We start from the raw sequence: 20,749 nt of genomic DNA, 5'->3' as shown, positions 1-20,749 counted from the left end.
GATGAGTGAAAAAAACCCTTTGCCAGTCGCCAAGGGCCGTGCCCCGGCACTGCTGTTGCTGGTGGTCGCCAGCCTGGTGGCGCTGCCGTTGCTGCTGCCATCGGCCACCCTGGCCACTGAAATCCTGATCTTTGCCCTGGCCGCGCTGGCCTGCAACCTGTTGCTGGGCTACACCGGCCTGCTGTCGTTCGGCCAAGGCATCTTTTTTGGTGTGGGCGCCTATGGCGCGGCATTGCTGATGATCCACCTGCAGTGGGGCATGTTCGCCGCGCTGCTTGGCGCCGCTGTATTCGGCGCCTTCCTCGCGCTGCTGGTGGGGGCCCTGGCCATACGCCGCACGGGCATCTACTTCGTCATGCTGACCTTGGCCTTCAGCCAGATGGCCTACTTCCTGGCCTATACCCTCAGTGGCTGGACCGGCGGCGACAACGGCCTGCTCGACGTACCACGGCCGAACATCGAGATCGCCGGCCATGTGCTGGTCGACCTGGCCGACCCGCGGCACTTCTATGTGTTTGTCGCCGTGCTGTTCCTGCTGATCTTTGCCGGCGCCTTGCGGGTCATCCGCTCGCCGTTCGGCAGCACCTTGCTGGCCATCCGCGAGAACGAGACCCGCGCTGCTGCCATCGGCTATGACACCCGCCATTTCAAGATCCTGGTGTTCATGCTGTCGGGCGCCATCACCGGGATTGCCGGGGCGCTGTACGCCATGCTGCTGCATTTTGCGCCGCTGTCGAACATCGACCTGATGATGAGCGAGAACATTCTGATCATGACCATCGTCGGCGGTACCGGCTCGCTGTTCGGCTCGCTGCTGGGGGCCGGTGCCATCGTGCTGTTGGGCGATGTGCTGTCCGAACTGTGGCCACGCTGGCTGATGCTGCTGGGGGTGATCCTGATCCTGGTCGTGGTGTTCATGCGCGGTGGGCTGTGGGGCGGCCTTACCGAACTGGCCAAGCGCCTGCTGGCTAGCCGTGCCCCCCATGACAAACCCCAGGCCAAGACCAAGGAGACCTTGTGATGAGCGACTACCTCCTGCAAACCTGCCAGCTGGAGCTGGCATACGGGCCGTTCAAGGCGGTCGCGGGCGTGGACCTCAACGTGCGCGCCGGCACCATTCACACCGTTATCGGGCCCAACGGCGCCGGCAAGACCAGCCTGTTCCACTGCCTGACCGGTGAGCGCCAGGCCACCGCGGGCAAGATCCTGTTCAATGGCCAGGACATCGTCCGCAAGCCGTCCCACGGCCGTGTGGCACTGGGCATGGCGCGTTCTTTTCAGCTCACCAGCCTGTTCCAGAACCTGTCGGTACGCGAGAACCTGCGCCTGGCGGCCCAGGGCCGCGATGGCCTGGGCGCGCTGAACTTCTGGCGTAGCGTCGAGCACAAGCGCAGCCACTGGGACACCGCCGACCAGGTACTGGAGCGCCTGCAGCTGACTGGCCGCGCCAACACCCTCGCGGGCGAGCTTTCGCACGGCCAGCAGCGGGTGCTGGAAGTGGGCATGTCCATCTGCGCCAAGCCTACCCTGCTGATGCTCGACGAACCCACTTCGGGCATGGGCATTGATGACATCCCGGTCATGACCGACCTGATCAGCGACCTGGGCCGTGACCATACCGTGCTGTTGATCGAGCACAACATGAGCATCGTCATGTCGATCAGCCAGCGCATCACGGTAATGAGCCACGGCCAGATCCTGGTCGAGGGTACCCCTGAACAGGTGCGCAACGACGAGCGCGTGCGCACTGCCTACCTTGGTGAGGCCGCCTGATGCTCAACGTCGATTCGATCCATTCCTACTACGACAAGAGCCATGTGCTCGAAGGCGTCTCGCTCAAGGTCGAGGCAGGCGAACTGGTCACACTGCTTGGGCGCAACGGTGCCGGCAAGACCACCACCTTGCGCAGCATTCTTGGCATCGTTCGCCCTCGACAGGGGCAGATCAGCTTCAACGGCCAACAGTTGGTCGGCCGCGAAATCTTCGACATTGCCCGGCTGGGCATTGCCCTGGTGCCAGAGCACCGCGGCATTTTCCGCCAGCTCAGTGTCGAGGAGAACCTGAAGATCGCCGTGCGCAAGACCAGCCGCTGGCAGCTGGAGGACGTGTACAGCATGTTTCCGCGGCTGAAGGAGCGGCGCCGTAACGGTGGCTTCGCGTTGTCCGGTGGCGAGCAGCAGATGCTGGCCATCGCCCGCGCCCTGCTCAACGGGCCCAAGCTGCTGATCCTTGATGAACCGACTGAAGGTCTGGCGCCGGTGATTGTCGACGAGCTGGTGAAGATTCTACGGCGCATCAAGGACGAAGGGCTGTCGATCCTGCTGGTGGAGCAGAACCTGATGGTCTGCGATGCCCTTGCAGATCGCCACTACGTGCTGGAGCAGGGTCGGGTTGCCTACCAGGGCAGTGCGGCGCAGTTCCGTGAGGACCCGAGTATCAAGAACCGTTATCTGGCCCTGAGTGCCTGATTCATACCTGCTTTTCTGTACCGGCCTCTTCTGAGGACTACGCAGGACCTGTGGGAGCGGGCAAGCCCGCGAAGAGGCCGGTACCAGCAACCCGATACTTTCAGGAGAGATGAACCATGAACACCCGCATCGATCCCCCGCAGCACCTGCTTGCCCAGGGCCCACTGGTCAGCCGCGAACGCCTCTGGCAATCGCTGATGGACCTGGCCCAACTCGGCGCCACCGCCAAGGGCGGTGTGTGCCGCCTGGCCCTGACCGACCTTGACCGCCAGGCCCGCGACCTGTTCGTACGCTGGTGCGAAGAAGCCGGCTGCACCGTCAGCGTCGACGCCATCGGCAACATCTTTGCCCGCCGCCCCGGTCGCAACCCGGCCCTGCCGCCGGTCATGACTGGCAGCCACATCGACACCCAGCCCACCGGTGGCAAGTTCGATGGCTGCTACGGGGTCATGGCCGGCCTCGAAGTCATGCGCACCCTCAACGACTTGAAGCTGACCACCGAAGCCCCACTGGAAGTGGTGGTGTGGACCAATGAAGAAGGCTCGCGCTTTCCACCGTGCATGATGGGTTCTGGGGTATTCGCCGGTAAGTTCGACCTGCAGCAGACCCTGGACAAGGTCGATGACCAGGGCCTGTCGGTGGGGGCCGAGCTGCAGCGCATCGGCTATGCCGGCCCGCGCGTACCTACCGGGCATGCCGTGGGTGCCTACTTCGAAGCGCATATCGAGCAAGGCCCGATACTGGAAGACCAGCGCACGACCATCGGCGTGGTCCAGGGCTGCCTGGGGCAGAAATGGTTCGACCTGGTGCTGACCGGTGTAGAAGCACATGCAGGCCCTACCCCCATGCACTTGCGCAAGGATGCGCTGGTCGGTGCCGCCGAGGTCGTGGCTGCGGTCAACCGTGTTGCCCACGCCCACCAGCCGCATGCCTGCGGCACGGTAGGCTGCCTGACCCTGCACCCGGGCTCGCGCAACGTCATCCCCGGCCAAGTGCACATGACCATCGACCTGCGCCACCTCGACCCTGGGCACCTCGCTGCCATGGTCAGTGAAGTGCGCACGGCCATCGAAACCAGCGCAACGGCACACGGCCTTGCCTGGCAGCTCACCCCGACGGCCGACTTCCCGCCGTTGTACTTCGCCGAGCAGTGCGTGGATGCCGTGCGCCAAGGGGCGCATGCGCTGGGCCTGAGCCACATGGATATTGTCAGTGGTGCCGGCCACGATGCGATTTTCCTCGCCGAGCTGGGCCCGGCCGGGATGATATTCGTACCGTGCGAAGGCGGCATCAGCCACAACGAAATCGAAAATGCCGCGCCGCAGGACCTGGCCGATGGTTGCGACGTGTTGCTGCGCGCCATGTTCCAGGCCGCCAACCCAGGAGCCTGCTGAAATGCCTCAGAAAACCGCGATTGGCGAGTTCACCGCTGCCGAACTGCTCGAACTGTACCAGCGCCGCCAGTTGTCGCCTGTGGAGGTGGTCGACGATGTGCTGGCGCGCATCGACCAGCACAACCCGGCGGTCAACGCCTATTGCCACGTCGACGGCGAAAGCGCACGCGCCGCTGCACGGGGCAGCGAACAACGCTGGCAACGGGGCGAGCCTTGTGGCCGGCTCGATGGCCTACCCGCCTCGATCAAGGACCTGACCCTGACCCGTGGCATGCCCACCCGCAAAGGGTCGCGCACCACGTCTGCGGCCGGGCCATGGGAGGTCGATGCCCCCTTCAGCGCCTTCATGCGTGAGGCCGGTGCAGTCTTGGTGGGCAAGACCACTACCCCCGAGTTCGGCTGGAAAGGCGTAACCGACAACCCGCTGTACGGCATCACCCGTAATCCCTGGAACACACGGCTGACTGCCGGTGGCTCGTCGGGTGGTGCCGCCGCCGCTGCCGCATTGAACCTGGGCGTACTGCACCAGGGCAGCGATGCCGGGGGCTCCATCCGCATACCCTGCGCCTTTACCGGCACCTTCGGCATCAAGCCCACGTTTGGCTATGTGCCGCAATGGCCGGCCAGTGCCATGACCGTACTGTCGCACCTGGGGCCGATGACGCGCACGGTGGACGACGCGGTGCTGATGCTCGACTGTGTCGCCCGCCCCGATCCACGTGACGGGCTGGCCGGTGCGCCACGACAGGCTCCGTGGCTGGGCCAGCAGCAAGACCTGAATGGTCTGCGCATCGCCTACAGTGCCAATTTTGGTTACGTGCAGGTCGACCCGCAGATCGAGGCGCTGGTGGCGCAAGCGGTACAGCGCCTGGCCCGGCTGGGTGCGCAGGTCGAAGAAGTGGACCCCGGCTTCAGCGACCCGCTGGAAACGTTCAATACCCTGTGGTTTGCAGGTGCAGCGCGGCTGGCCAGTGCGTTGAGTGATGAGCAGCGAGCGCTGCTTGACCCTGGGCTGCGCTGGATTGCCGAACAGGGGGCTCGCATCAGCCTGAGCGAATACACCCAAGCGCTGGAGGCACGGGCGGAGTTGATTGCGAAGATGAATGCCTTCCACCAGCGCTATGACGTGCTGGTTTCGCCGATGCTGCCGCTGGTGGCGTTCGAGGCCGGGCACAACGTGCCGCCTGGGTCGGGGATGGCGCAATGGATGGAATGGACGCCGTTCAGCTACCCCTTCAACCTGACCCAACAACCCGCAGCATCGGTGCCTTGCGGGTTCACCCGCGAAGGCTTGCCGGTGGGGCTTCAGGTCGTGGCCGGGCGTTTTGCCGATGATCAGGTGCTGCGGGTGTGCAAGGTGTATGAGCAGCATTACCCAAGCCGGCATTTACAGGCGCCGATTACAGGCTGATATCGCTACTGGCCTCCCCTGCCTCATCGCAGGCAAGCCAGCTCCCACAGGTACCTCGCAGGCCTTGAGCCTTGTGCAATACCTGTACTGCCCTTGAGTCTTGTGAAATACCTGTACTGCCCTTGGGCCTTGTGAAATACCTGTACTGCCCTTGAGCCTTGTGAAATACCTGTACTGCCCTTGAGCCTTGTGCAATACCTGTGGGAGCTGGCTTGCCTGCGATAGGGCCGCACAGCGGCCCCGGCATTCTCAGCCCAAACGCCCCGCTGGGGCATAGGGCGCCGGGTCGATGATCGGTTCGGCACCGGTCAGCAAATCGGTGAACAGCTGGCACGAAGCCGGCGCCAGCACCAACCCGTTCCGGTAGTGCCCGCAGTTCAGCCACAACCCCGCATGCCCCGGCACCGGCCCGATATACGGAATGCCCTCAGGCGACCCCGGCCGCAGCCCGGCCCAGTGCGCCACCACGGTGGCCCCTTCCAGCTCAGGCAACAACTCCACCGCCGAAGCCTTCAGGCTCTGCAGCGCATCCCCGGTCGGGGTCTTGTCATACCCGGCATGCTCAAGCGTACTGCCCACCAGAATGTGCCCATCACGCCGCGGGATCGCATAGCGCCCCTTGGCCAGCACCATGCTCGGCAGGAAGGCTTCGGCACATTTGAACAGAATCATCTGGCCCTTCACTGGCTCCACCGGGAGCGCCAGGCCAAGCGTAGCCAACAGGTCGCCACTCCAGGCGCCAGCACTGAGCACCACCTCATCCGCCGCCAGCACACCGTCGGCCGTCTGCACCCCGGCCACACGCCCGCCTTGCTGGGCGAAACCGGTGATCTGGCAGTGCTCGCGCAAAGTCACGTTCGGCATTGCCAGCAACGCCGCCTTCAGCGATTTCACCAGGCGCGGGTTGCGCACATTGGCCACGCCCGCCATGTAGATGGCGCGCTTGAAACCCGGGCCCAGTACCGGCACCGCGTCATAGGCTGCCGAGATATCCACCGCACTCAACGGCCGCTGTTCGCGCTCGGCCCAGGCCAGCGCTTGAGCTTCGTCATCCAGGTCCAGCCAGTACAGGCCAGTGGTGTGCACTTCGGGGTCGACACCAGTGCTGGCGAACAAGCGTTCGCCCAACTGCGGATAAAAGTCCTGTGACCAGTGCGCCAGGGCAGTCACTGCCGGGCTGTAGCGCCACGGGTACAGCGGCGAAACGATGCCGCCACCGGCCCACGACGACTCACGGCCGACCTCGCCCTGATCGCACACCACCACATGGCCGACCTTGGCCGCCAGGTTGAACGCCGTCAACAGGCCGATCACCCCGCCGCCAACCACCACTACTCGCTTGCTCATCTGTCGATCCAACACCTGAAGTAAAACCGCGATGCGCCGGGCACCATTCAACCTTCAGCTCCCCCAGCAGTGCGCGCTGTGCTCAACGGCACCTGGGTTGCGCTGCACCCCTGCCTGGTCCAGCTGGAAGTCGCCACAGCCATCCTGCGCCATCAGCCCATGCGGCAAGCGCCGGGCCCGCAGCGTGAAGCTGTCGCTGTCGCGTTGCGCCTGCAGGCTGTAATGGCGGGTGCCGCCGGGCAGCGCCGGGTCGCCCCCGGCGTATTGGCCGGTGCGTACGCGGTGGCGCTCCAGGCGCAGGGCGGCATCGTGCAGCAGGCCAACCACTTCGCTGCGCGCGGCTCGCCGAAGCTGGTCGCTGTAACTGGGGTAGGCAATGGCTGCCAGAATGCCGGTCACGGCCAGGACAATCAACAACTCCATCAGGCTCAAACCTTGCTGCATGTCAGTCTCCTCTCAGTCTCTGTCGCCAGGTGATGCGCTGGAATGTGCCGTCGGCTGCGGCGTAGACCGCCTCCAGTACATGCCTGGACTGGCTTCGCTTGCTGACGGCAGTAATGCGCAACAGGGTGACCGCCTGCCCTTCGGGCACGTGGGCAGCGCGCTGACTGATGCCCAGGTTTTGTAGCTGGAAATAGCCGGTCGGAGTGGCTTGCCACTGGCCAGCCAGGTCGTGTGGCTGTGGTGGCGGCAGGCAGGCATTGCACGAGGGCGGCGGCGGGCCCTGTTCCAGCTGGCGCACCCCGGCCTGCAAGGCGGCCTCGGCCTCTTCCAGTGCGTGCAGGCCATCGCTCAGGTAACCATTCATACGCGTTTCGACCAGCGCGTCGCGCAGCGCCGATGCGGCCAGCAGACCGAGCAGCAGGCTCAGGACCAAGGCCAACAGCAGCACCACACCCCGCTGGCGGCTCATGAAGCCGGTACCGGGTTGCGCAATGCCACGCTCAACGCGTGGTGCTGCTCAAGTTGCAGCGTGGGCTCATACAAGGTCAGCTGAATATCCACCCGCTCACCGGCAACCTGCACGATGCGCAGCTCCCGCACATGCTCGACCAGCGGCTGAGTGTTGCCCCGGCGCTTGAAATACAGCCTGCCGCCGCTGTGCGCATAATGGTGATGGCTGATGGGCACCGCCATCTGTGTGGCGCTAGCCTGTGCCCGGCGGCTCAGCACCTTGACCTCGTCGATACAGTTGGTCAGCAAGGTCCAATCCGGGTCGCCGGTATGCCCCGGCAACTCGGCGACCATCAGGCTCAAGCTGGACGGCCCCAGCTCCATTGGCCGGGCGAAGCCAGGCGGCACAGCCTGGGCCGGAAAGTCGCCAGGTTTCAGGCGCAAACAGCCAAACATGCCCGCCATGCGAATATCCTGGGCCATGCGCAGCAGCGCCTGGCGCGCCTCCCCTTGCATGCGCAGCGCGGCGCCTTGCAGCCGCCAGGCTTGGTGCACGGAGGCGAACAGCTGGCTGGCCGCCACCAGCACCATCAACCCGATGGTCAGCGCCAGCAGCAACTCAAGCAAACCAGCACCCGTTTGCCGGCGCCTCATCGCCGTGCCCTTTCAAGCTCACTGTGTGCCGCCATTGCCGCCTGCCCATCGCGGCGCGCACTGTCTGTGGCTTGCAAGGCCTGCAGTTGCAGCCCCGCAGCGGCGAACATGCCCACGGCCACGACCACCACCGCCAACAACACCTCCAGCAGCGTCATGCCCTTTTGCCATGCGTGCATCCCTGCACCTCCTGCGATTTTTCCCGCTATAGCCTTCAACTTGAGCGACTGGACCTCCTGCCCAGCCACCGAGAAGCTATTAGCGAAGCACTTCCTGGGAGCAATGCACGGTGAAGCAACGTGGGGTAACACTGATACAGATGTTGTCGGCCTTGGCTGTGGCGACGTTGCTGACGCAGATCGGCCTACCGGCCTACGCCAGGATGAGCGATGACCTGCAGCGGGCGGCGGTGGCGCGCGACTTGGCCCAGGCACTGCGTAGCGCCCGTAGCCACGCGCTGTTGCAGGGGCAACCGGTGCTGGTGCAGGCGCTGGATGGCAATTGGGGAAATGGTTGGCGTGTAGCCCTGGAGCACAACCGGCAGGTACTGCGTGAGCAGCGCCTGGCCAGGCCGCTGGTAATCGTCGGCAACAGCGACGAACAGTTCAAGTTCAGTGCCCTGGGTGTGCCAATGAAGCTGGGCAACGGCTGGTTCGCCATCACCCTGGAGGTGTGCGAGCGCTCGGCGGCCAGCAGCCGCCACCAAGTGGTGATGGCCTCTTCAGGGAGGGTCAACTTGCTGGCTGAGCACCGCGACAATCAGCGCTGCCCCGGCTAACGCGCTTATCGAGCAGCCTTGCGTCGCGCAAGGCCGCTCGTGCACCTAAGCCCTGGCCGGTCAGATCAGCGAGCGAACCCGCAGCTCTTTGGGCATCGAGAACGTGATGTTCTCTTCCCGCCCATCCAGCTCTTCAGCGCCGGTAGCACCCCAGGCCTTGAGCTGTTCGATCACACCACGCACCAGCACTTCCGGGGCCGACGCACCGGCGGTGATGCCGATACGCGCAGCCTGGTCGAACCAGCCGCGTTGCAGGTCCTCGGCGCCATCGATCAGGTAGGCCGGGGTGCCCATGCGCTCGGCCAGCTCGCGCAGCCGGTTGGAGTTGGAGCTGTTCGGGCTGCCAACCACCAGCACTACGTCACTTTCATCGGCCAGTTGCTTGACGGCGTCCTGGCGGTTTTGCGTGGCGTAGCAAATGTCGTCCTTGCGCGGGCCACCAATGTTCGGGAAGCGCGCACGCAGGGCGTCGATCACACGGCTGGTGTCATCCATCGACAGGGTGGTCTGGGTGACGAAAGCCAGGTGGTCCGGGTCGCGCACCTGCAGCTTGGCCACGTCTTCCTCGTCTTCGACAAGGTAGATGGCGCCACCGTTGCTGGGGTCGTACTGGCCCATGGTGCCTTCGACTTCCGGGTGCCCTTCGTGGCCGATGAGAATGCACTCACGGCCATCGCGGCTGTACTTGGCGACTTCGATATGCACCTTGGTCACCAGTGGGCAAGTGGCATCGAACACTTTCAGGCCACGGCCAGCAGCTTCCTGGCGCACGGCCTGGGAAACACCGTGGGCACTGAAGATGACGATGACATCATCCGGCACCTGGTCCAGCTCTTCGACGAAGACGGCGCCACGGTTGCGCAGGTCTTCGACGACGAACTTGTTGTGCACCACTTCATGGCGCACGTAGATCGGCGGGCCGAAGACTTCCAGCGCGCGGTTGACGATCTCGATCGCCCGGTCGACCCCCGCGCAGAAGCCGCGAGGGTTGGCGAGTTTGATTTGCATGCTCGGCTCCAGGCTTACAGGGCCTTCACCTCGAGGATCTCTACCTCGAAGGTCAGGGTCTTGCCAGCCAGTGGGTGATTGAAGTCGATGGTCACCTGGTTGTCGTCGAACGCTTTGACCACACCTGGCAGTTCGGCGTTGGCGGCGTCGTTGAAGATGATCAACAGCCCATCGGACAGCTCCATGCCTTCAAAGTTGGACCGCGGCATGATTTGCACGTTTTGCGGGTTGGGCTGGCCGAAGGCATTTTCTGGTGCAACCTGCAGCGTACGCTTGTCACCGGCCTTGAAGCCGAACAGGGCGTTCTCGAAGCCCGGCAACAGGTTGCCATCGCCGACCTTGAAGGTTGCCGGGGCCTTGTCGAACGTGCTGTCTACGGTGTCGCCGTTTTCCAGGTGCAGCGCGAAGTGCAGGGTGACTTCGGTGTTCTGGCCGATACGGGTGTCAGTCATGGACCGGATCCTCGGACTTCTTGCTCTTGAACATATCCAGCGCCAGCATTACCGCACCAACGGTGATGGCGCTGTCGGCCACGTTGAAAGCCGGGAAGTAGTGGCGGTTCTGCCAGTGCACCAGGATGAAGTCGACCACATGGCCCAGCACGATGCGATCGTACAGGTTGCCGATCGCCCCACCGAGCACCAACGCCAGCGCCACGGCCAGCCAGGTTTCATTGCGCCCCAGGCGCTTGAGCCACACCACCAGCACTGCGCTGACCACCACGGCGATCAGGGCGAACAACCAGCGCTGCCAGCCGGCGCCGTCGGCCAGGAAGCTGAACGCGGCGCCGGTGTTGTAGGCCAGGGTCCAGCTGAAGTAGTCAGGTATGACGACGATCTGCTGGTACATGGTCAGGGCGTTGTTGAAATACAGCTTGGTGGCCTGGTCGATGACCAGGACCAGCAAGCTCAGCCACAGCCATGCGAGGCGCCCGAAGCGGCCCGCTGCAGGGTTAGGCATAGTGGCGCACCTCACCCGAGCCGGTCAGGTTGTCGACGCAACGGCTGCAGATTTCCGGGTGCTCCGGGTGGCTGCCAACGTCGGCACGGAAGTGCCAGCAACGGCCGCACTTGGCGTGGCCGGACTTGACCACCTGCAGTTTCAGGCCCTCGACTTCGGTGGCAACCGCTTCGGCAGGCGCCTGGGCAAATGGCACCACGCTGGCAGCGGAGGTGATCAGCACAAAGCGCAGCTCGTCGCCCAGCTTACCCAGGTCGGCGCTCAGGGCCTCATCGGCGTACAGGGTCACTTCAGCCTGCAGGTTGCCGCCGATGACTTTGGCGGTACGCTGGTTTTCCAGCTCCTTGTTGACCGAGGCCTTCACAGCCATGACGCGGTCCCAGTAGCCACGGTCCAGCTCGGTGCCTTCCGGCAGCTCGCTCAGGCCCTGGTACCAGCCATTGAGCATGACCGACTCGTTGCGCTCGCCCGGCAGGTACTGCCAGATTTCGTCGGCGGTGAACGCCAGGATCGGTGCAATCCAGCGCACCAGCGCTTCGCTGATGTGATACAGCGCAGTCTGGCAGGAACGGCGGGCGACACTGTTGGCGCCGGTGGTGTACTGGCGGTCCTTGATGATGTCGAGGTAGAAGCCGCCCAGCTCCTGCACGCAGAAGTTGTGCACCTTGGAGTACACGTTCCAGAAACGGTACTCGCTGTAGTGCTCTTCGAGTTCGCGTTGCAGCAACAAGGTGCGGTCCACGGCCCAGCGGTCCAGCGCCAGCATGTCTTGCGGGGCCAGCAGGTCGCGGGCCGGGTCGAAACCGGACAGGTTCGAGAGCAGGAAGCGTGCGGTATTGCGGATACGCCGGTAGGCGTCGGCGCTGCGCTGCAGGATCTGCTCGGAAACGGCCATTTCACCGGAATAGTCGGTAGCCGATACCCACAGGCGCAGGATGTCTGCGCCCAAGGTGTTGTTGACCTTCTCCGGCTCGATGGTGTTGCCCAGCGACTTGGACATCTTGCGGCCGTTTTCGTCCACGGTGAAGCCGTGGGTCAGCAGCTCGCGGTACGGCGCATGGTTGTCGATGGCGCAACCGGTCAGCAAGGAAGAGTGGAACCAGCCGCGGTGCTGGTCGGAGCCTTCCAGGTACAGGTCGGCGCGCGGGCCGGTGGCGTGGCCGATGTTGTGGGAGCCACGCAGCACGTGCCAGTGGGTGGTGCCCGAATCGAACCACACGTCGAGGGTGTCGGCGATCTTGTCGTACTGCTCGGCTTCAGCGCCCAGCAGTTCGGCAGCGTCCAGCTTGAACCAGGCTTCGATGCCCTGCTGCTCGACGCGCTTGGCCACTTCTTCCATCAGTTCGACGGTGCGCGGGTGCAGCTCGCCGGTCTGCTTGTGCAGGAAGAACGGAATCGGTACGCCCCAGTTGCGCTGACGCGAAATGCACCAGTCTGGGCGGTTGGCGATCATCGCGTGCAGGCGTGCCTGGCCCCAGGCCGGAACGAACTTGGTTTGCTCGATGGCTTTCAGCGCGCGCTCACGCAGCGGCTCGCCGGTAGTCGGCTGCTTGTCCATACCCACGAACCACTGCGCGGTCGCGCGGTAGATCAGCGGGGTTTTATGGCGCCAGCAGTGCATATAGCTGTGGCTGATGGTTTCGGTGTGCATCAGCGCACCGACTTCACCGAGTTTCTCGACGATGGCCGGGTTGGCCTTCCAGATGAACTGGCCGCCGAACAATGGCAGCGACTCGACATACACACCGTTGCTCTGCACCGGGGTAAGGATGTCATCGTTGACCATGCCATAACGCTTGCAGGTGACGAAGTCGTCTTCACCGTAGGCTGGCGCGGAGTGCACCACCCCGGTACCGGCGCCCAGCTCGACGTAGTCGGCCAGGTACACCGGCGACAGGCGGTCGTAGAGCGGGTGACGGAAGTTGACCAGCTCCAGCGCCGCGCCTTGGGCGGTAGCGATGACCGAGCCTTCCAGGTTGTAACGCTTGAGGCACGACTCGACCAGTTCTTCAGCCAGCACCAGCAGGCGCTCACCGGTGTCGACCAGGGCGTAGGTGAACTCGGGATGGATGTTCAACGCCTGGTTGGCTGGAATGGTCCACGGGGTGGTAGTCCAGATCACGATGGCGGCAGGCTTGGCCAGCGACGCCAGGCCGAAGGCAGCAGCCAGCTTGGCTTCGTCGGCAACCGGGAAGGCCACGTCGATGGTCTGGGATTTTTTATCGGCGTACTCGACTTCCGCCTCAGCCAGCGCCGAACCGCAGTCGAAGCACCAGTTCACCGGTTTCAGGCCCTTGAACACGAAACCTTGCTTGACCATTTCGGCCAGGGCACGGATTTCACCCGCCTCGTTGGCGAAGTTCATGGTCTTGTACGGGTTGTCCCAGTCACCCAGCACGCCCAGGCGAATGAACTCGGTCTTCTGCCCTTCGATCTGCTCGGCAGCATACTCGCGGCACAGCTCGCGGGTGCGGTCGGCCGACAGGTGCTTGCCGTGGGTAACCTCGACCTTGTGCTCGATCGGCAGGCCATGGCAGTCCCAACCCGGCACGTACGGCGCGTCGAAACCGGCCAGGGTCTTGGAACGGACGATCATGTCCTTGAGAATTTTGTTCAGCGCATGACCGATGTGAATCTTGCCGTTGGCATAGGGCGGGCCGTCGTGCAGGACGAACTTTGGACGATCCTTGCCAATTTCGCGCAGCTTCTGGTACAGGCCAATGCTGTCCCAGCGCTGCAGGATCTGCGGTTCGCGCTGAGGCAGGCCGGCCTTCATGGGGAAGGCGGTGTCCGGAAGGTTAAGCGTGGCTTTGTAGTCGGTCATTTCAGGCTCTTCGTTAGCGGTTGAGCGTGCCAATGTGCACGTGCGGCGGCGATATCCGCATCGATCGCCGACTTCAGCGCCTCCAGGGAGGCGAATCGCTGCTCTTCACGCAGCTTGTGGTGGAACTCCACCGTAAGGCGCCGGCCGTAAAGGTCGCCGGCATAGTCCAGCAGATGAATTTCCAGGTGCGGGCGCCCATCACCGGCAACGGTGGGGCGCACGCCAATGTTGCCGACACCCGGCCAGGCCTTGCCGTCGATTTCGATGCTGGCCAGGTAGACCCCGGACAGCGGTACGCGGCGGCGCTTGAGCTGGATGTTGGCAGTGGGCGTGCCAAGCTGGCGAGCCAGCTTCTGGCCGTGCAACACACGGCCGGTAATGCGGTACGGGCGGCCCAGCAGGTGCTCGGCCAGCTCGAAGTTGCCGTCGGCCAAGGCCTGGCGCACTTCGGTGCTGCTGACCCGCAGGCCGTCCTGAATCACGGTGTTGGCAGCTTCGACGGTAAAGCCATATTGCTTGCCGGCCTCGACCAGGAAGGCGAAGTCGCCGGCGCGGTCGCAGCCAAAGCGGAAATCGTCGCCCACTTCGAGGTGACGCACGCCCAGGCCATCGACCAGGATGGTCTTGACGAACGCATCGGCGCCGAGCTTGCTCAGGCGCTGGTTGAAGGCCAGGCACAGCACCCGGTCGATGCCTTCGGCGGCCAGCAGCTCGAGCTTGTCGCGCAGGCGGGCCAGGCGCGCAGGTGCGGTATCGGGCGCGAAGTACTCGCGCGGTTGCGGTTCGAAGACCACCACGCAGGTCGGCAGGCCCAAGGCCTGACCGCGCTCGCGCAGGCGCGCCAGGATTGCCTGGTGGCCACGGTGAACCCCGTCGAAGTTGCCAATGGTGGCGACACAGCCCCGGTGCTCGGGGCGCAGGTTGTGAAGACCTCGAACCAGCTGCATAACGCGCTTCTTGCTCATAAAGTGGCCGATTATAACCACACCCGGGCGCCGGTGACAGGCAGCAGCGCCCAGGGGCGGCGTGGAATGCGAAAAACCGACGCCTGACCTGCAGGTAGCCCTAGTGCAAGGCCTTGCGAGCGAAATGCCGGGGGCGGAAACCGCACAGGAACAAACAGCCGAAATAGGTCACGACCCCCGCCACGATCAGCACGCCGAGGCGCATGAAGCGCTCCAGCATGATGCCCTGCTCCCAGGCCGGCATATAGTGCATGCCTACCAGCAGCACTGCCGACATCAGCGCCACGGCCAGCACCAGCTTGGTCAGGAACATCGCCCAGCCCGGCTGCGGCTCGAACAAGCGCTGGCTGCGCAGTTTCCAGAACAGCAAGCCGGCATTCAGGCAGGCACCCAGGCTGATGGCCAATGCCAGCCCGGCATGCGCCAGCGGGCCGACCAGGGCCAGGTTGAATAGCTGGGTGCAGACCAGGGTGAAGACCGCGATCTTCACCGGCGTGCGGATATTCTGCTGCGCATAAAAGCCGGGTGCCAGTACCTTGACCAGAATGATCGCCAGCAAGCCCACCGAATAGGCCATCAGCGCCCGCTGGGTCATGGCGGCATCGAACGCGCTGAACTTGCCATACTGAAACAGCGCCACGGTCAGCGGCTCGGCCAGAATGGCCAGTGCCAGGGTGCACGGCAACACCAGCAGGAAGCACAGGCGCAGGCCCCAGTCGAGGATCCGCGAATACTCCTCGCGGTCCTTGTTGGCGTAGGTTTTGGCCAGGGTCGGCAGCAGGATGGTACCCAACGCCACGCCCAGCACGCCGGAAGGCAGCTCCATCAGGCGGTCGGCGTAATACATCCAGGATACCGAGCCAGCCACCAGGAACGAGGCGAAGATGGTGTTGATGATCAGCGAGATCTGGCTCACCGATACCCCGAGAATGGCCGGCAGCATCTGCTTGAGCACGCGCCACACGCCGGTATCGCGCAGGTTCAGGCGGGGCAGCACGAGCATGCCGATCTTCTTCAGCGCCGGCAACTGGTACAACAGTTGCGCCAGGCCACCGGCGAGCACCCCCCAGGCCAGGGCCATGATCGGCGGGTTGAAGTACGGCGTGAGCAGTACCGCGAAGGCGATCATCGCCACGTTGAGCAAGGTCGGGGTAAAGGCCGGTACCGAGAAACGGTTCCAGGTATTGAGGATCGCCCCGGCCAGGGACGACAGGGAGATCAGCAATATATAAGGAAAGGTCACCCGCAACAGGGCCGTGGTCAGTTCGTACTTTTCCGTGCTGTCGACAAACCCCGGGGCCGTGGCCCACACCACCCAGGGTGCCGCCAGGATGCCGATGGCGGTCACCAGGGCCAGGACCAGGGTGAGCAAACCGGTGATATAGGCAACGAAAGTGCGGGTCGCCTCCTCGCCTTGCTGCGTCTTGTATTCGGCCAGGATCGGCACGAAGGCCTGGGAAAATGCACCTTCGGCGAAAATGCGCCGCAGCAGGTTGGGCAACTTGAAAGCGATGAAGAAAGCGTCGGTGGCAATGCCTGCACCGAAGATACGCGCCAGAATGGTGTCGCGAATGAAGCCCAGCACCCGCGAAATCATGGTGATCGAGCTTACTGCAGCCAGGGATTTGAGCAGGTTCATCGAAAAGATTCACGCCAATGACAGAGGACGCTGCCAGACAGCATCCGAATGTGCGATACTCCCGCGCCTTCGCAGGGGAGCCAAAAATTCCCGAGTGTACAGGTCGCGCAGCAGAAAGGAATCTTTCCAGCTTGTTGGCGCACCGCTCGGCGGAACCTTGCAGGTGGCCTTGACATCCGCTCGACTGATCGGCATGATTCGCGGCCTATTTTGTTTGCTATTTACCTAAAGTCTTTCGAGGAGCTCGACGGTGGCCAACACACCTTCCGCCAAGAAACGTGCAAAACAGGCTGAGAAGCGTCGCAGCCACAACGCCAGCCTGCGTTCCATGGTCCGCACCTACATCAAGAATGTAGTTAAAGCCATTGACGCAAAAGACGCTGAAAAAGCACAAGCCGCTTATGTTCTGGCTGTACCTGTAATCGACCGTATGGCCGACAAAGGTATCATCCACAAGAACAAGGCTGCTCGTCACAAAGGCCGTCTGAATGGCCACATCAAGGCGCTGAAAGAAGCTGCAGCTGCCTAAGCGACGTTAAAGTCGAAAAGCCGACCCTAGGGTCGGCTTTTTGTTGCCTGCGATTTGGGCATGCGCCAAGGTGTAACCGCAATTTTGCAGGGGCGGCTTTGGTCGCCACCGGGCTGCAAAGCAGCCCCAGTGACTGTGTTTGCCTGCTGTTACTTGCCTAGCTGAATCTTCGGCGCCCATTGCAGCCACTCGTCCTCGGCCTTGTCGAACAAGGCGAAGGTCTGCTGCGGCCTGGCCGGGTTACCCATCCGCTCGCCATCCGGCGTCGCGAAGGCGATGCCACCATCGATCACGGTTTCCAGCGACTCGGTGCGCACGGTCGCGCCTTTGAACAGCCCCCAGTCGAAGCCGAAGCCGCTGGTGTTCCAGAAGCGGCTGCCACTGCGCACCAGCGCGGCATAACGCGGCTCGATCAGGATATGGATCAGCACGCGGTCAGCACTCTGCCCAAGCTCGAAGCCTGTCACCTTACCCACGGCTACCTCGCGGTAAGTAACCGGTACCCCAGGCTTGATCGAGCCACGGCGTGGTGCACTGAGGGTCAACGGCAGGCCGACCTCTGGCCCTGCCACCTGCGGCGCCTCGGGCAGCGCAATGAAGTCACTCTGCGGCCCGCGGTCTTTGGTAGCCGGCTGCACCTCCAGGTACTGGCCGGTCACCAGGGTATCCAGGTTCTCAGTGCGCACCAGGCCAAACGCCGGTTTGACCACCCAGAACTGCGTCCCGGCCCGGGCGATGCGATTCGCCGCTTCGGTGATACGCGCCCGCAGCAGCACCGCCTGCAGGTCATTGGTCAAGTCGACGCTCTCGATGCTGCCCACATCCAGGCCCCGGAAGCGAATCGCTGTGCCTGGCTTCAGGCCATCCGCGCGGTCGACACGGATGGTGATCAAGGTGCCCGCACGGTTCACCGCCTCTTGGCTTTCGTGCAGCCGGAAACGCGGAATGTGCCGCTTCAGCGGAACATCCGCACGCGGCGTGTCGAAGGCAATGCCACCGGCCATCAGCGTTTGCAGCGACTCACTTTTCACCTTGATGCCCGACAAGCCGCCAGTCAGGGTAATACCGCTGGCGTTCCAGAAGCGCGACGAACCGTTGACCAGTTTTTCGTATTCTTTCTCGATGTGCACACCAATGAGGATGCGGTTACTGTTGCGGGCGAACTGATAGCTTTGCACGCTCCCCACTTTGACCTGGCGATACATCACCGGGCTGCCGACCTCCAGCGAACCGAGGGTGTCGGCAAACAGCACCATGTGCAGGCCAGGCGCCTTGAGGTCCAGCGGCGGCGCCTTGGCACGCGCCTCGAACTCGCGCTCTGGCCGCGCGCCCTTTTCGCCGGGGCGAATGGCGATGTAGTTACCTTTTACCAGCGCCTCCAGCCCCGTGATACCCGCCAGGGAAATCGAAGGCTTGACCACCCAGAACTGGGTCCCTTCCACCAGGTAGTCCTCGGTGAGCGGGTCCAGTGTCAGCTCGGCCGAAGCGCTGGCCAGGTTGTCTTCCATCTTCAGCGTTTTCAGCGAGCCAACCTGGATGCCTTTGTACATGACCGGGGTACGGCCCGCCTGCAGGCCTTCGTAATCGGTGAGCTTGACCTTGACCCGGATCCCCGCCTGAGCTGCATCGAAGTCTTCATACAGGCGGAACGGCAGGCTGGGGTCGGTTGGCGGGCTGTCCTTGCGATACTCCGGGGTTGCAAAGGCAATACCACCGGCAACGATGCTCGACAGCGACTCGCTACGCACTTTCACACCCGAAAGCGAAGCGTCGATGCTTACCCCGCTGGCATTCCAAAAGCGCGTGTGTTTGCGCACCAGGCTGGCGTAAGCCGGCTCGATGAATACTTTTACCTCCACCGTGCTCTGGTCTTCGGACAGGCGATAACTCTTCACCCGGCCGACCTGGATCTGTTTATAGAACACTGGGCTGTCACGGTTGAGCGAACCTAGCCGTTCAGCCTTGAGTACAAGATGCAGGCCAGGTTCGCTGTCCGACAGTGGCGGCGCCACCTTCAGCGCGGTAAAGCGCTTGGTAGGCTCACCTTCGCCCGGGCTGACTGCGATGTAGTTACCAGACACCAGGGTTTCCAGGCCTGAAATGCCTGCCAGGGTGACACTGGGCTTCACCAGCCAGAAACGCGTCCCCTTGGTCAGGTGCGGTTCGGCATCCTTGTTCATTTCGATCGTGGCGATAACACCCTGGTTCTCACCCTCGGCATCGAGCACCAGGCTCTTGACCTTGCCAACCGGCATCCCTTTGTAGATCACCTCGGTCTTGTTGGCGACGATGCCGTCGCCCGACTCGAAGCGCACTTCAATCTCCACACCGGCCTGGCGGTAAGCCTGCCAAGCGAGCCAACCACCGATCATCAAGGCGATCAAAGGCAGGATCCAGATGGCCGACCAGTTCGAGGCTGGGCGGGTTTTAGCCGTTGGCAGGTCACTCATGGTCGTCATCCGACTCCGTGTTATCCCAAATCAGTCGGGGATCGAAAGTTAAAGCAGCAAACATTGTCAGGATCACCACAGTTGCGAAGGCGACGGCGCCCAAATTGGCTTCGACACTGGCTATTCGGCCGAAATTCACCACTGCCACGAGAATGGCAATGACGAAGATATCCAGCATGGACCAGCGCCCGATGAATTCGATGAAGCGGTACATGAATATCCGTTGCCGGGCCGAAAGCGGCTGCCGCCGTTGTACGGAGTACAGCAGCAAACCGATGCCTACCAGCTTGAAGGTCGGCACCAGGATGCTGGCAATGAACACCACTGCAGCGATCGGCACCATGCCGTGCTTGAGCAAGGTAATGACCCCGGACATGATCGTGTCCGGGCTGCCTTGGCCGAGGGTACTCACGGTCATGATGGGCAACACGTTGGCCGGAATGTACAGAATCGACGCGGCAATCAGCAGCGCCCAGGTGCGCACGATGCTGTTCGGACGCCGCGCATGCACTACAGCGCCACAACGTGTGCAGCTTTGCGATTTACTGTCCGGCGCCTGCCGGTTCAGCTCATGGCATTCATTGCAGACCAGAATGCCCGCATCAATCGCCCGCATGCAGGTCCTCCCCCGATAGCGCACTCCAGATCTGGTGCGGTGACATCACCACTTCCAGCCAAACCTGAATCAACAACAGGCTGATAAAACAGAACAACCCTAACCCTACGGTCAACTCAGCCAGGTCGACCAGCTTGACGATGGCCACCAGCACACCCATGAAATAGACCTCGAGCATGCCCCAATCGCGCAGGTGGTGATAGATACGGTAGAACAGCAGGCCCAAACTGCGCCCCACGTTCAGGCGAATACTCAGCAATACAGCCAGTTGGCACAGCAACTTGGTTAATGGAATGGCCATGCTGCAGAGGAAAACCACCACCGCCACGCCACGCATTTCCGAGTTGTACAGGCCTAGCACACCACTCCAGACAGTATCGTCAGACGTTTGGCCAAGCAGGTGCAGCTGCATGATGGGCAGAAAATTGGCTGGCACGAACAGCAACAAGGCCGTCAGTACCAAGGCCAGGCTGCGATTGACCACATTGTGCCGGTGAGCATACAGCTCGTAACCGCAGCGCGGGCAGAGGGCCTTTTCACCATGCTGTAACACGGGCTTGCGCAGCAGCAGGTCACATTCGTGGCAGGCCACGAGCTCTTCCAGCGGCAACCGGGCCAGCGATTCAGGTTCGACGGGATTGGACATAGAGTGCTTCTGAATAGGTGCGTGGGCCTATTCTAGTGTTCTGGCTCGAATTGTGGGAGCCGGCGTGCCCGTGAAGCGCACGGCGCGGTGAATGGCACCGGCTGTGCCGGTGTTCGCGGGCACGCCCGCTCCCACAGTGATGGTGCCGGAGATTGTTTTTGGCCCA

The 20,749-nt window shown here is 63.1% G+C and carries 21 protein-coding genes; 7 read left to right on the top strand and 14 right to left on the bottom strand.

Features of this window, described 5'->3' with window-relative positions; translation table 11 throughout:
• Position 1 precedes the first annotated feature (1 nt).
• The 5 genes from ACF8SD_RS24020 (at position 2) to ACF8SD_RS24000 (ending at position 5,273) form a co-directional block, all read left to right on the top strand.
• Positions 2 to 1,021: a branched-chain amino acid ABC transporter permease gene (locus ACF8SD_RS24020; protein WP_173887518.1), complete on the top strand. Its 1,020-nt coding sequence runs from the start codon at positions 2 to 4 to the stop codon at positions 1,019 to 1,021.
• Positions 1,021 to 1,773 (top strand): ABC transporter ATP-binding protein, encoded by a 753-nt coding sequence (locus ACF8SD_RS24015; protein ID WP_054913584.1) that lies wholly within the window; start codon positions 1,021 to 1,023, stop codon positions 1,771 to 1,773. The genes ACF8SD_RS24020 and ACF8SD_RS24015 overlap by 1 nt, the downstream gene beginning before the upstream one ends.
• The gene (locus ACF8SD_RS24010) at positions 1,773 to 2,468 is read left to right on the top strand and encodes an ABC transporter ATP-binding protein (RefSeq protein ID WP_009683015.1); all 696 of its coding nucleotides are present in this window, start codon (positions 1,773 to 1,775) and stop codon (positions 2,466 to 2,468) included. Before ACF8SD_RS24015 ends, ACF8SD_RS24010 begins: the two co-directional genes overlap by 1 nt.
• 116 nt (positions 2,469 to 2,584) lie before the next feature.
• Complete coding sequence (locus ACF8SD_RS24005) at positions 2,585 to 3,862, top strand: Zn-dependent hydrolase (protein WP_274411507.1); 1,278 nt, start codon at positions 2,585 to 2,587, stop codon at positions 3,860 to 3,862.
• A 1-nt stretch (position 3,863) separates the two neighbouring features.
• A complete protein-coding gene (locus ACF8SD_RS24000; protein ID WP_392485046.1) occupies positions 3,864 to 5,273 on the top strand; it encodes an amidase in 1,410 nt (469 codons plus the stop codon).
• Positions 5,274 to 5,522: 249 nt separating this feature from the next.
• On the opposite strand, the gene thiO is transcribed toward ACF8SD_RS24000, so the two are convergent.
• From thiO to ACF8SD_RS23975, 5 genes are read right to left on the bottom strand one after another with little or no spacing between them, the layout of a single operon-like run.
• Entirely contained in the window at positions 5,523 to 6,620 is a 1,098-nt protein-coding gene (gene thiO / locus ACF8SD_RS23995; protein WP_392485045.1) for a glycine oxidase ThiO, read from the bottom strand.
• 54 nt (positions 6,621 to 6,674) lie between these two features.
• Complete coding sequence (locus ACF8SD_RS23990) at positions 6,675 to 7,064, bottom strand: type IV pilin protein (RefSeq protein WP_392485044.1); 390 nt, start codon at positions 7,062 to 7,064, stop codon at positions 6,675 to 6,677.
• A 1-nt stretch (position 7,065) separates the two neighbouring features.
• Positions 7,066 to 7,533 (bottom strand): hypothetical protein, encoded by a 468-nt coding sequence (locus tag ACF8SD_RS23985; RefSeq protein ID WP_392485042.1) that lies wholly within the window; start codon positions 7,531 to 7,533, stop codon positions 7,066 to 7,068.
• Positions 7,530 to 8,168: a PilW family protein gene (locus ACF8SD_RS23980; protein ID WP_173887512.1), complete on the bottom strand. Its 639-nt coding sequence runs from the start codon at positions 8,166 to 8,168 to the stop codon at positions 7,530 to 7,532. The genes ACF8SD_RS23985 and ACF8SD_RS23980 overlap by 4 nt, the downstream gene beginning before the upstream one ends.
• Positions 8,165 to 8,347 carry a prepilin-type N-terminal cleavage/methylation domain-containing protein gene (locus ACF8SD_RS23975; protein ID WP_009682085.1) on the bottom strand — a complete coding sequence of 61 codons (183 nt, stop codon included), beginning with the start codon at positions 8,345 to 8,347 and terminating at the stop codon, positions 8,165 to 8,167. Before ACF8SD_RS23975 ends, ACF8SD_RS23980 begins: the two co-directional genes overlap by 4 nt.
• Positions 8,348 to 8,457: 110 nt before the next feature.
• On the opposite strand from ACF8SD_RS23975, the gene ACF8SD_RS23970 reads away from it, so the two are divergent.
• The gene (locus ACF8SD_RS23970; protein WP_029886697.1) at positions 8,458 to 8,946 is read left to right on the top strand and encodes a GspH/FimT family pseudopilin; all 489 of its coding nucleotides are present in this window, start codon (positions 8,458 to 8,460) and stop codon (positions 8,944 to 8,946) included.
• A gap of 60 nt (positions 8,947 to 9,006) precedes the next feature.
• On the opposite strand, the gene ispH is transcribed toward ACF8SD_RS23970, so the two are convergent.
• The 6 genes from ispH to murJ all read right to left on the bottom strand — a co-directional run bounded on the left by ispH (position 9,007) and on the right by murJ (position 16,342).
• A complete protein-coding gene (gene ispH, locus ACF8SD_RS23965; protein WP_029886696.1) occupies positions 9,007 to 9,954 on the bottom strand; it encodes a 4-hydroxy-3-methylbut-2-enyl diphosphate reductase in 948 nt (315 codons plus the stop codon).
• Between the two features lie 14 nt (positions 9,955 to 9,968).
• Positions 9,969 to 10,406: an FKBP-type peptidyl-prolyl cis-trans isomerase gene (gene fkpB, locus ACF8SD_RS23960; RefSeq protein WP_173887511.1), complete on the bottom strand. Its 438-nt coding sequence runs from the start codon at positions 10,404 to 10,406 to the stop codon at positions 9,969 to 9,971.
• Entirely contained in the window at positions 10,399 to 10,914 is a 516-nt protein-coding gene (gene lspA / locus ACF8SD_RS23955) for a signal peptidase II (RefSeq protein WP_003247609.1), read from the bottom strand. Before lspA ends, fkpB begins: the two co-directional genes overlap by 8 nt.
• Positions 10,907 to 13,738, bottom strand: a complete 2,832-nt coding sequence (gene ileS / locus ACF8SD_RS23950; protein ID WP_392485039.1) for an isoleucine--tRNA ligase — start codon at positions 13,736 to 13,738, stop codon at positions 10,907 to 10,909. Before ileS ends, lspA begins: the two co-directional genes overlap by 8 nt.
• On the bottom strand, positions 13,735 to 14,685 hold the full coding sequence (ribF, locus tag ACF8SD_RS23945; RefSeq protein WP_009682081.1) for a bifunctional riboflavin kinase/FAD synthetase: 951 nt from the start codon (positions 14,683 to 14,685) through the stop codon (positions 13,735 to 13,737). The genes ileS and ribF overlap by 4 nt, the downstream gene beginning before the upstream one ends.
• A 118-nt stretch (positions 14,686 to 14,803) precedes the next feature.
• On the bottom strand, positions 14,804 to 16,342 hold the full coding sequence (gene murJ / locus ACF8SD_RS23940) for a murein biosynthesis integral membrane protein MurJ (RefSeq protein ID WP_173887508.1): 1,539 nt from the start codon (positions 16,340 to 16,342) through the stop codon (positions 14,804 to 14,806).
• A 250-nt stretch (positions 16,343 to 16,592) separates the two neighbouring features.
• Between murJ and rpsT the strand changes: the two genes are divergently transcribed.
• A complete protein-coding gene (gene rpsT, locus ACF8SD_RS23935; RefSeq protein ID WP_003247625.1) occupies positions 16,593 to 16,871 on the top strand; it encodes a 30S ribosomal protein S20 in 279 nt (92 codons plus the stop codon).
• A 149-nt stretch (positions 16,872 to 17,020) separates the two neighbouring features.
• Here the strand turns inward: rpsT and ACF8SD_RS23930 are convergent, their stop codons facing one another.
• Genes ACF8SD_RS23930 through ACF8SD_RS23920 form a run of 3 tightly spaced genes read right to left on the bottom strand, consistent with a single transcriptional unit; the run spans position 17,021 to position 20,583 of the window.
• Positions 17,021 to 19,321, bottom strand: a complete 2,301-nt coding sequence (locus tag ACF8SD_RS23930) for a PqiB family protein (RefSeq protein WP_110679456.1) — start codon at positions 19,319 to 19,321, stop codon at positions 17,021 to 17,023.
• Positions 19,314 to 19,937 (bottom strand): paraquat-inducible protein A, encoded by a 624-nt coding sequence (locus ACF8SD_RS23925; protein WP_054913778.1) that lies wholly within the window; start codon positions 19,935 to 19,937, stop codon positions 19,314 to 19,316. Before ACF8SD_RS23925 ends, ACF8SD_RS23930 begins: the two co-directional genes overlap by 8 nt.
• The gene (locus ACF8SD_RS23920) at positions 19,924 to 20,583 is read right to left on the bottom strand and encodes a paraquat-inducible protein A (RefSeq protein WP_173887507.1); all 660 of its coding nucleotides are present in this window, start codon (positions 20,581 to 20,583) and stop codon (positions 19,924 to 19,926) included. The genes ACF8SD_RS23925 and ACF8SD_RS23920 overlap by 14 nt, the downstream gene beginning before the upstream one ends.
• Between the last annotated feature and the right edge of the window lie 166 nt (positions 20,584 to 20,749).

The sequence above is a fragment of the Pseudomonas sp. CJQ_9 genome (assembly GCF_043106615.1).
GTDB classification, from domain to species: domain Bacteria; phylum Pseudomonadota; class Gammaproteobacteria; order Pseudomonadales; family Pseudomonadaceae; genus Aquipseudomonas; species Aquipseudomonas juntendi.
This window is presented reverse-complemented; position numbering and strand designations above follow the sequence as displayed.

Coding starts and splice junctions, on each gene's coding strand:
- ACF8SD_RS24020 (WP_173887518.1), top strand. CDS start 2: ATGAGTGAAAAAAACCCTTTGCCAGTCGCCAAGGGCCGTGCCCCGGCA.
- ACF8SD_RS24015 (WP_054913584.1), top strand. CDS start 1,021: ATGAGCGACTACCTCCTGCAAACCTGCCAGCTGGAGCTGGCATACGGG.
- ACF8SD_RS24010 (WP_009683015.1), top strand. CDS start 1,773: ATGCTCAACGTCGATTCGATCCATTCCTACTACGACAAGAGCCATGTG.
- ACF8SD_RS24005 (WP_274411507.1), top strand. CDS start 2,585: ATGAACACCCGCATCGATCCCCCGCAGCACCTGCTTGCCCAGGGCCCA.
- ACF8SD_RS24000 (WP_392485046.1), top strand. CDS start 3,864: ATGCCTCAGAAAACCGCGATTGGCGAGTTCACCGCTGCCGAACTGCTC.
- thiO (WP_392485045.1), bottom strand. CDS start 6,620: ATGAGCAAGCGAGTAGTGGTGGTTGGCGGCGGGGTGATCGGCCTGTTG.
- ACF8SD_RS23990 (WP_392485044.1), bottom strand. CDS start 7,064: ATGCAGCAAGGTTTGAGCCTGATGGAGTTGTTGATTGTCCTGGCCGTG.
- ACF8SD_RS23985 (WP_392485042.1), bottom strand. CDS start 7,533: ATGAGCCGCCAGCGGGGTGTGGTGCTGCTGTTGGCCTTGGTCCTGAGC.
- ACF8SD_RS23980 (WP_173887512.1), bottom strand. CDS start 8,168: ATGAGGCGCCGGCAAACGGGTGCTGGTTTGCTTGAGTTGCTGCTGGCG.
- ACF8SD_RS23975 (WP_009682085.1), bottom strand. CDS start 8,347: ATGCACGCATGGCAAAAGGGCATGACGCTGCTGGAGGTGTTGTTGGCG.
- ispH (WP_029886696.1), bottom strand. CDS start 9,954: ATGCAAATCAAACTCGCCAACCCTCGCGGCTTCTGCGCGGGGGTCGAC.
- fkpB (WP_173887511.1), bottom strand. CDS start 10,406: ATGACTGACACCCGTATCGGCCAGAACACCGAAGTCACCCTGCACTTC.
- lspA (WP_003247609.1), bottom strand. CDS start 10,914: ATGCCTAACCCTGCAGCGGGCCGCTTCGGGCGCCTCGCATGGCTGTGG.
- ileS (WP_392485039.1), bottom strand. CDS start 13,738: ATGACCGACTACAAAGCCACGCTTAACCTTCCGGACACCGCCTTCCCC.
- ribF (WP_009682081.1), bottom strand. CDS start 14,685: ATGCAGCTGGTTCGAGGTCTTCACAACCTGCGCCCCGAGCACCGGGGC.
- murJ (WP_173887508.1), bottom strand. CDS start 16,342: ATGAACCTGCTCAAATCCCTGGCTGCAGTAAGCTCGATCACCATGATT.
- ACF8SD_RS23930 (WP_110679456.1), bottom strand. CDS start 19,321: ATGAGTGACCTGCCAACGGCTAAAACCCGCCCAGCCTCGAACTGGTCG.
- ACF8SD_RS23925 (WP_054913778.1), bottom strand. CDS start 19,937: ATGCGGGCGATTGATGCGGGCATTCTGGTCTGCAATGAATGCCATGAG.
- ACF8SD_RS23920 (WP_173887507.1), bottom strand. CDS start 20,583: ATGTCCAATCCCGTCGAACCTGAATCGCTGGCCCGGTTGCCGCTGGAA.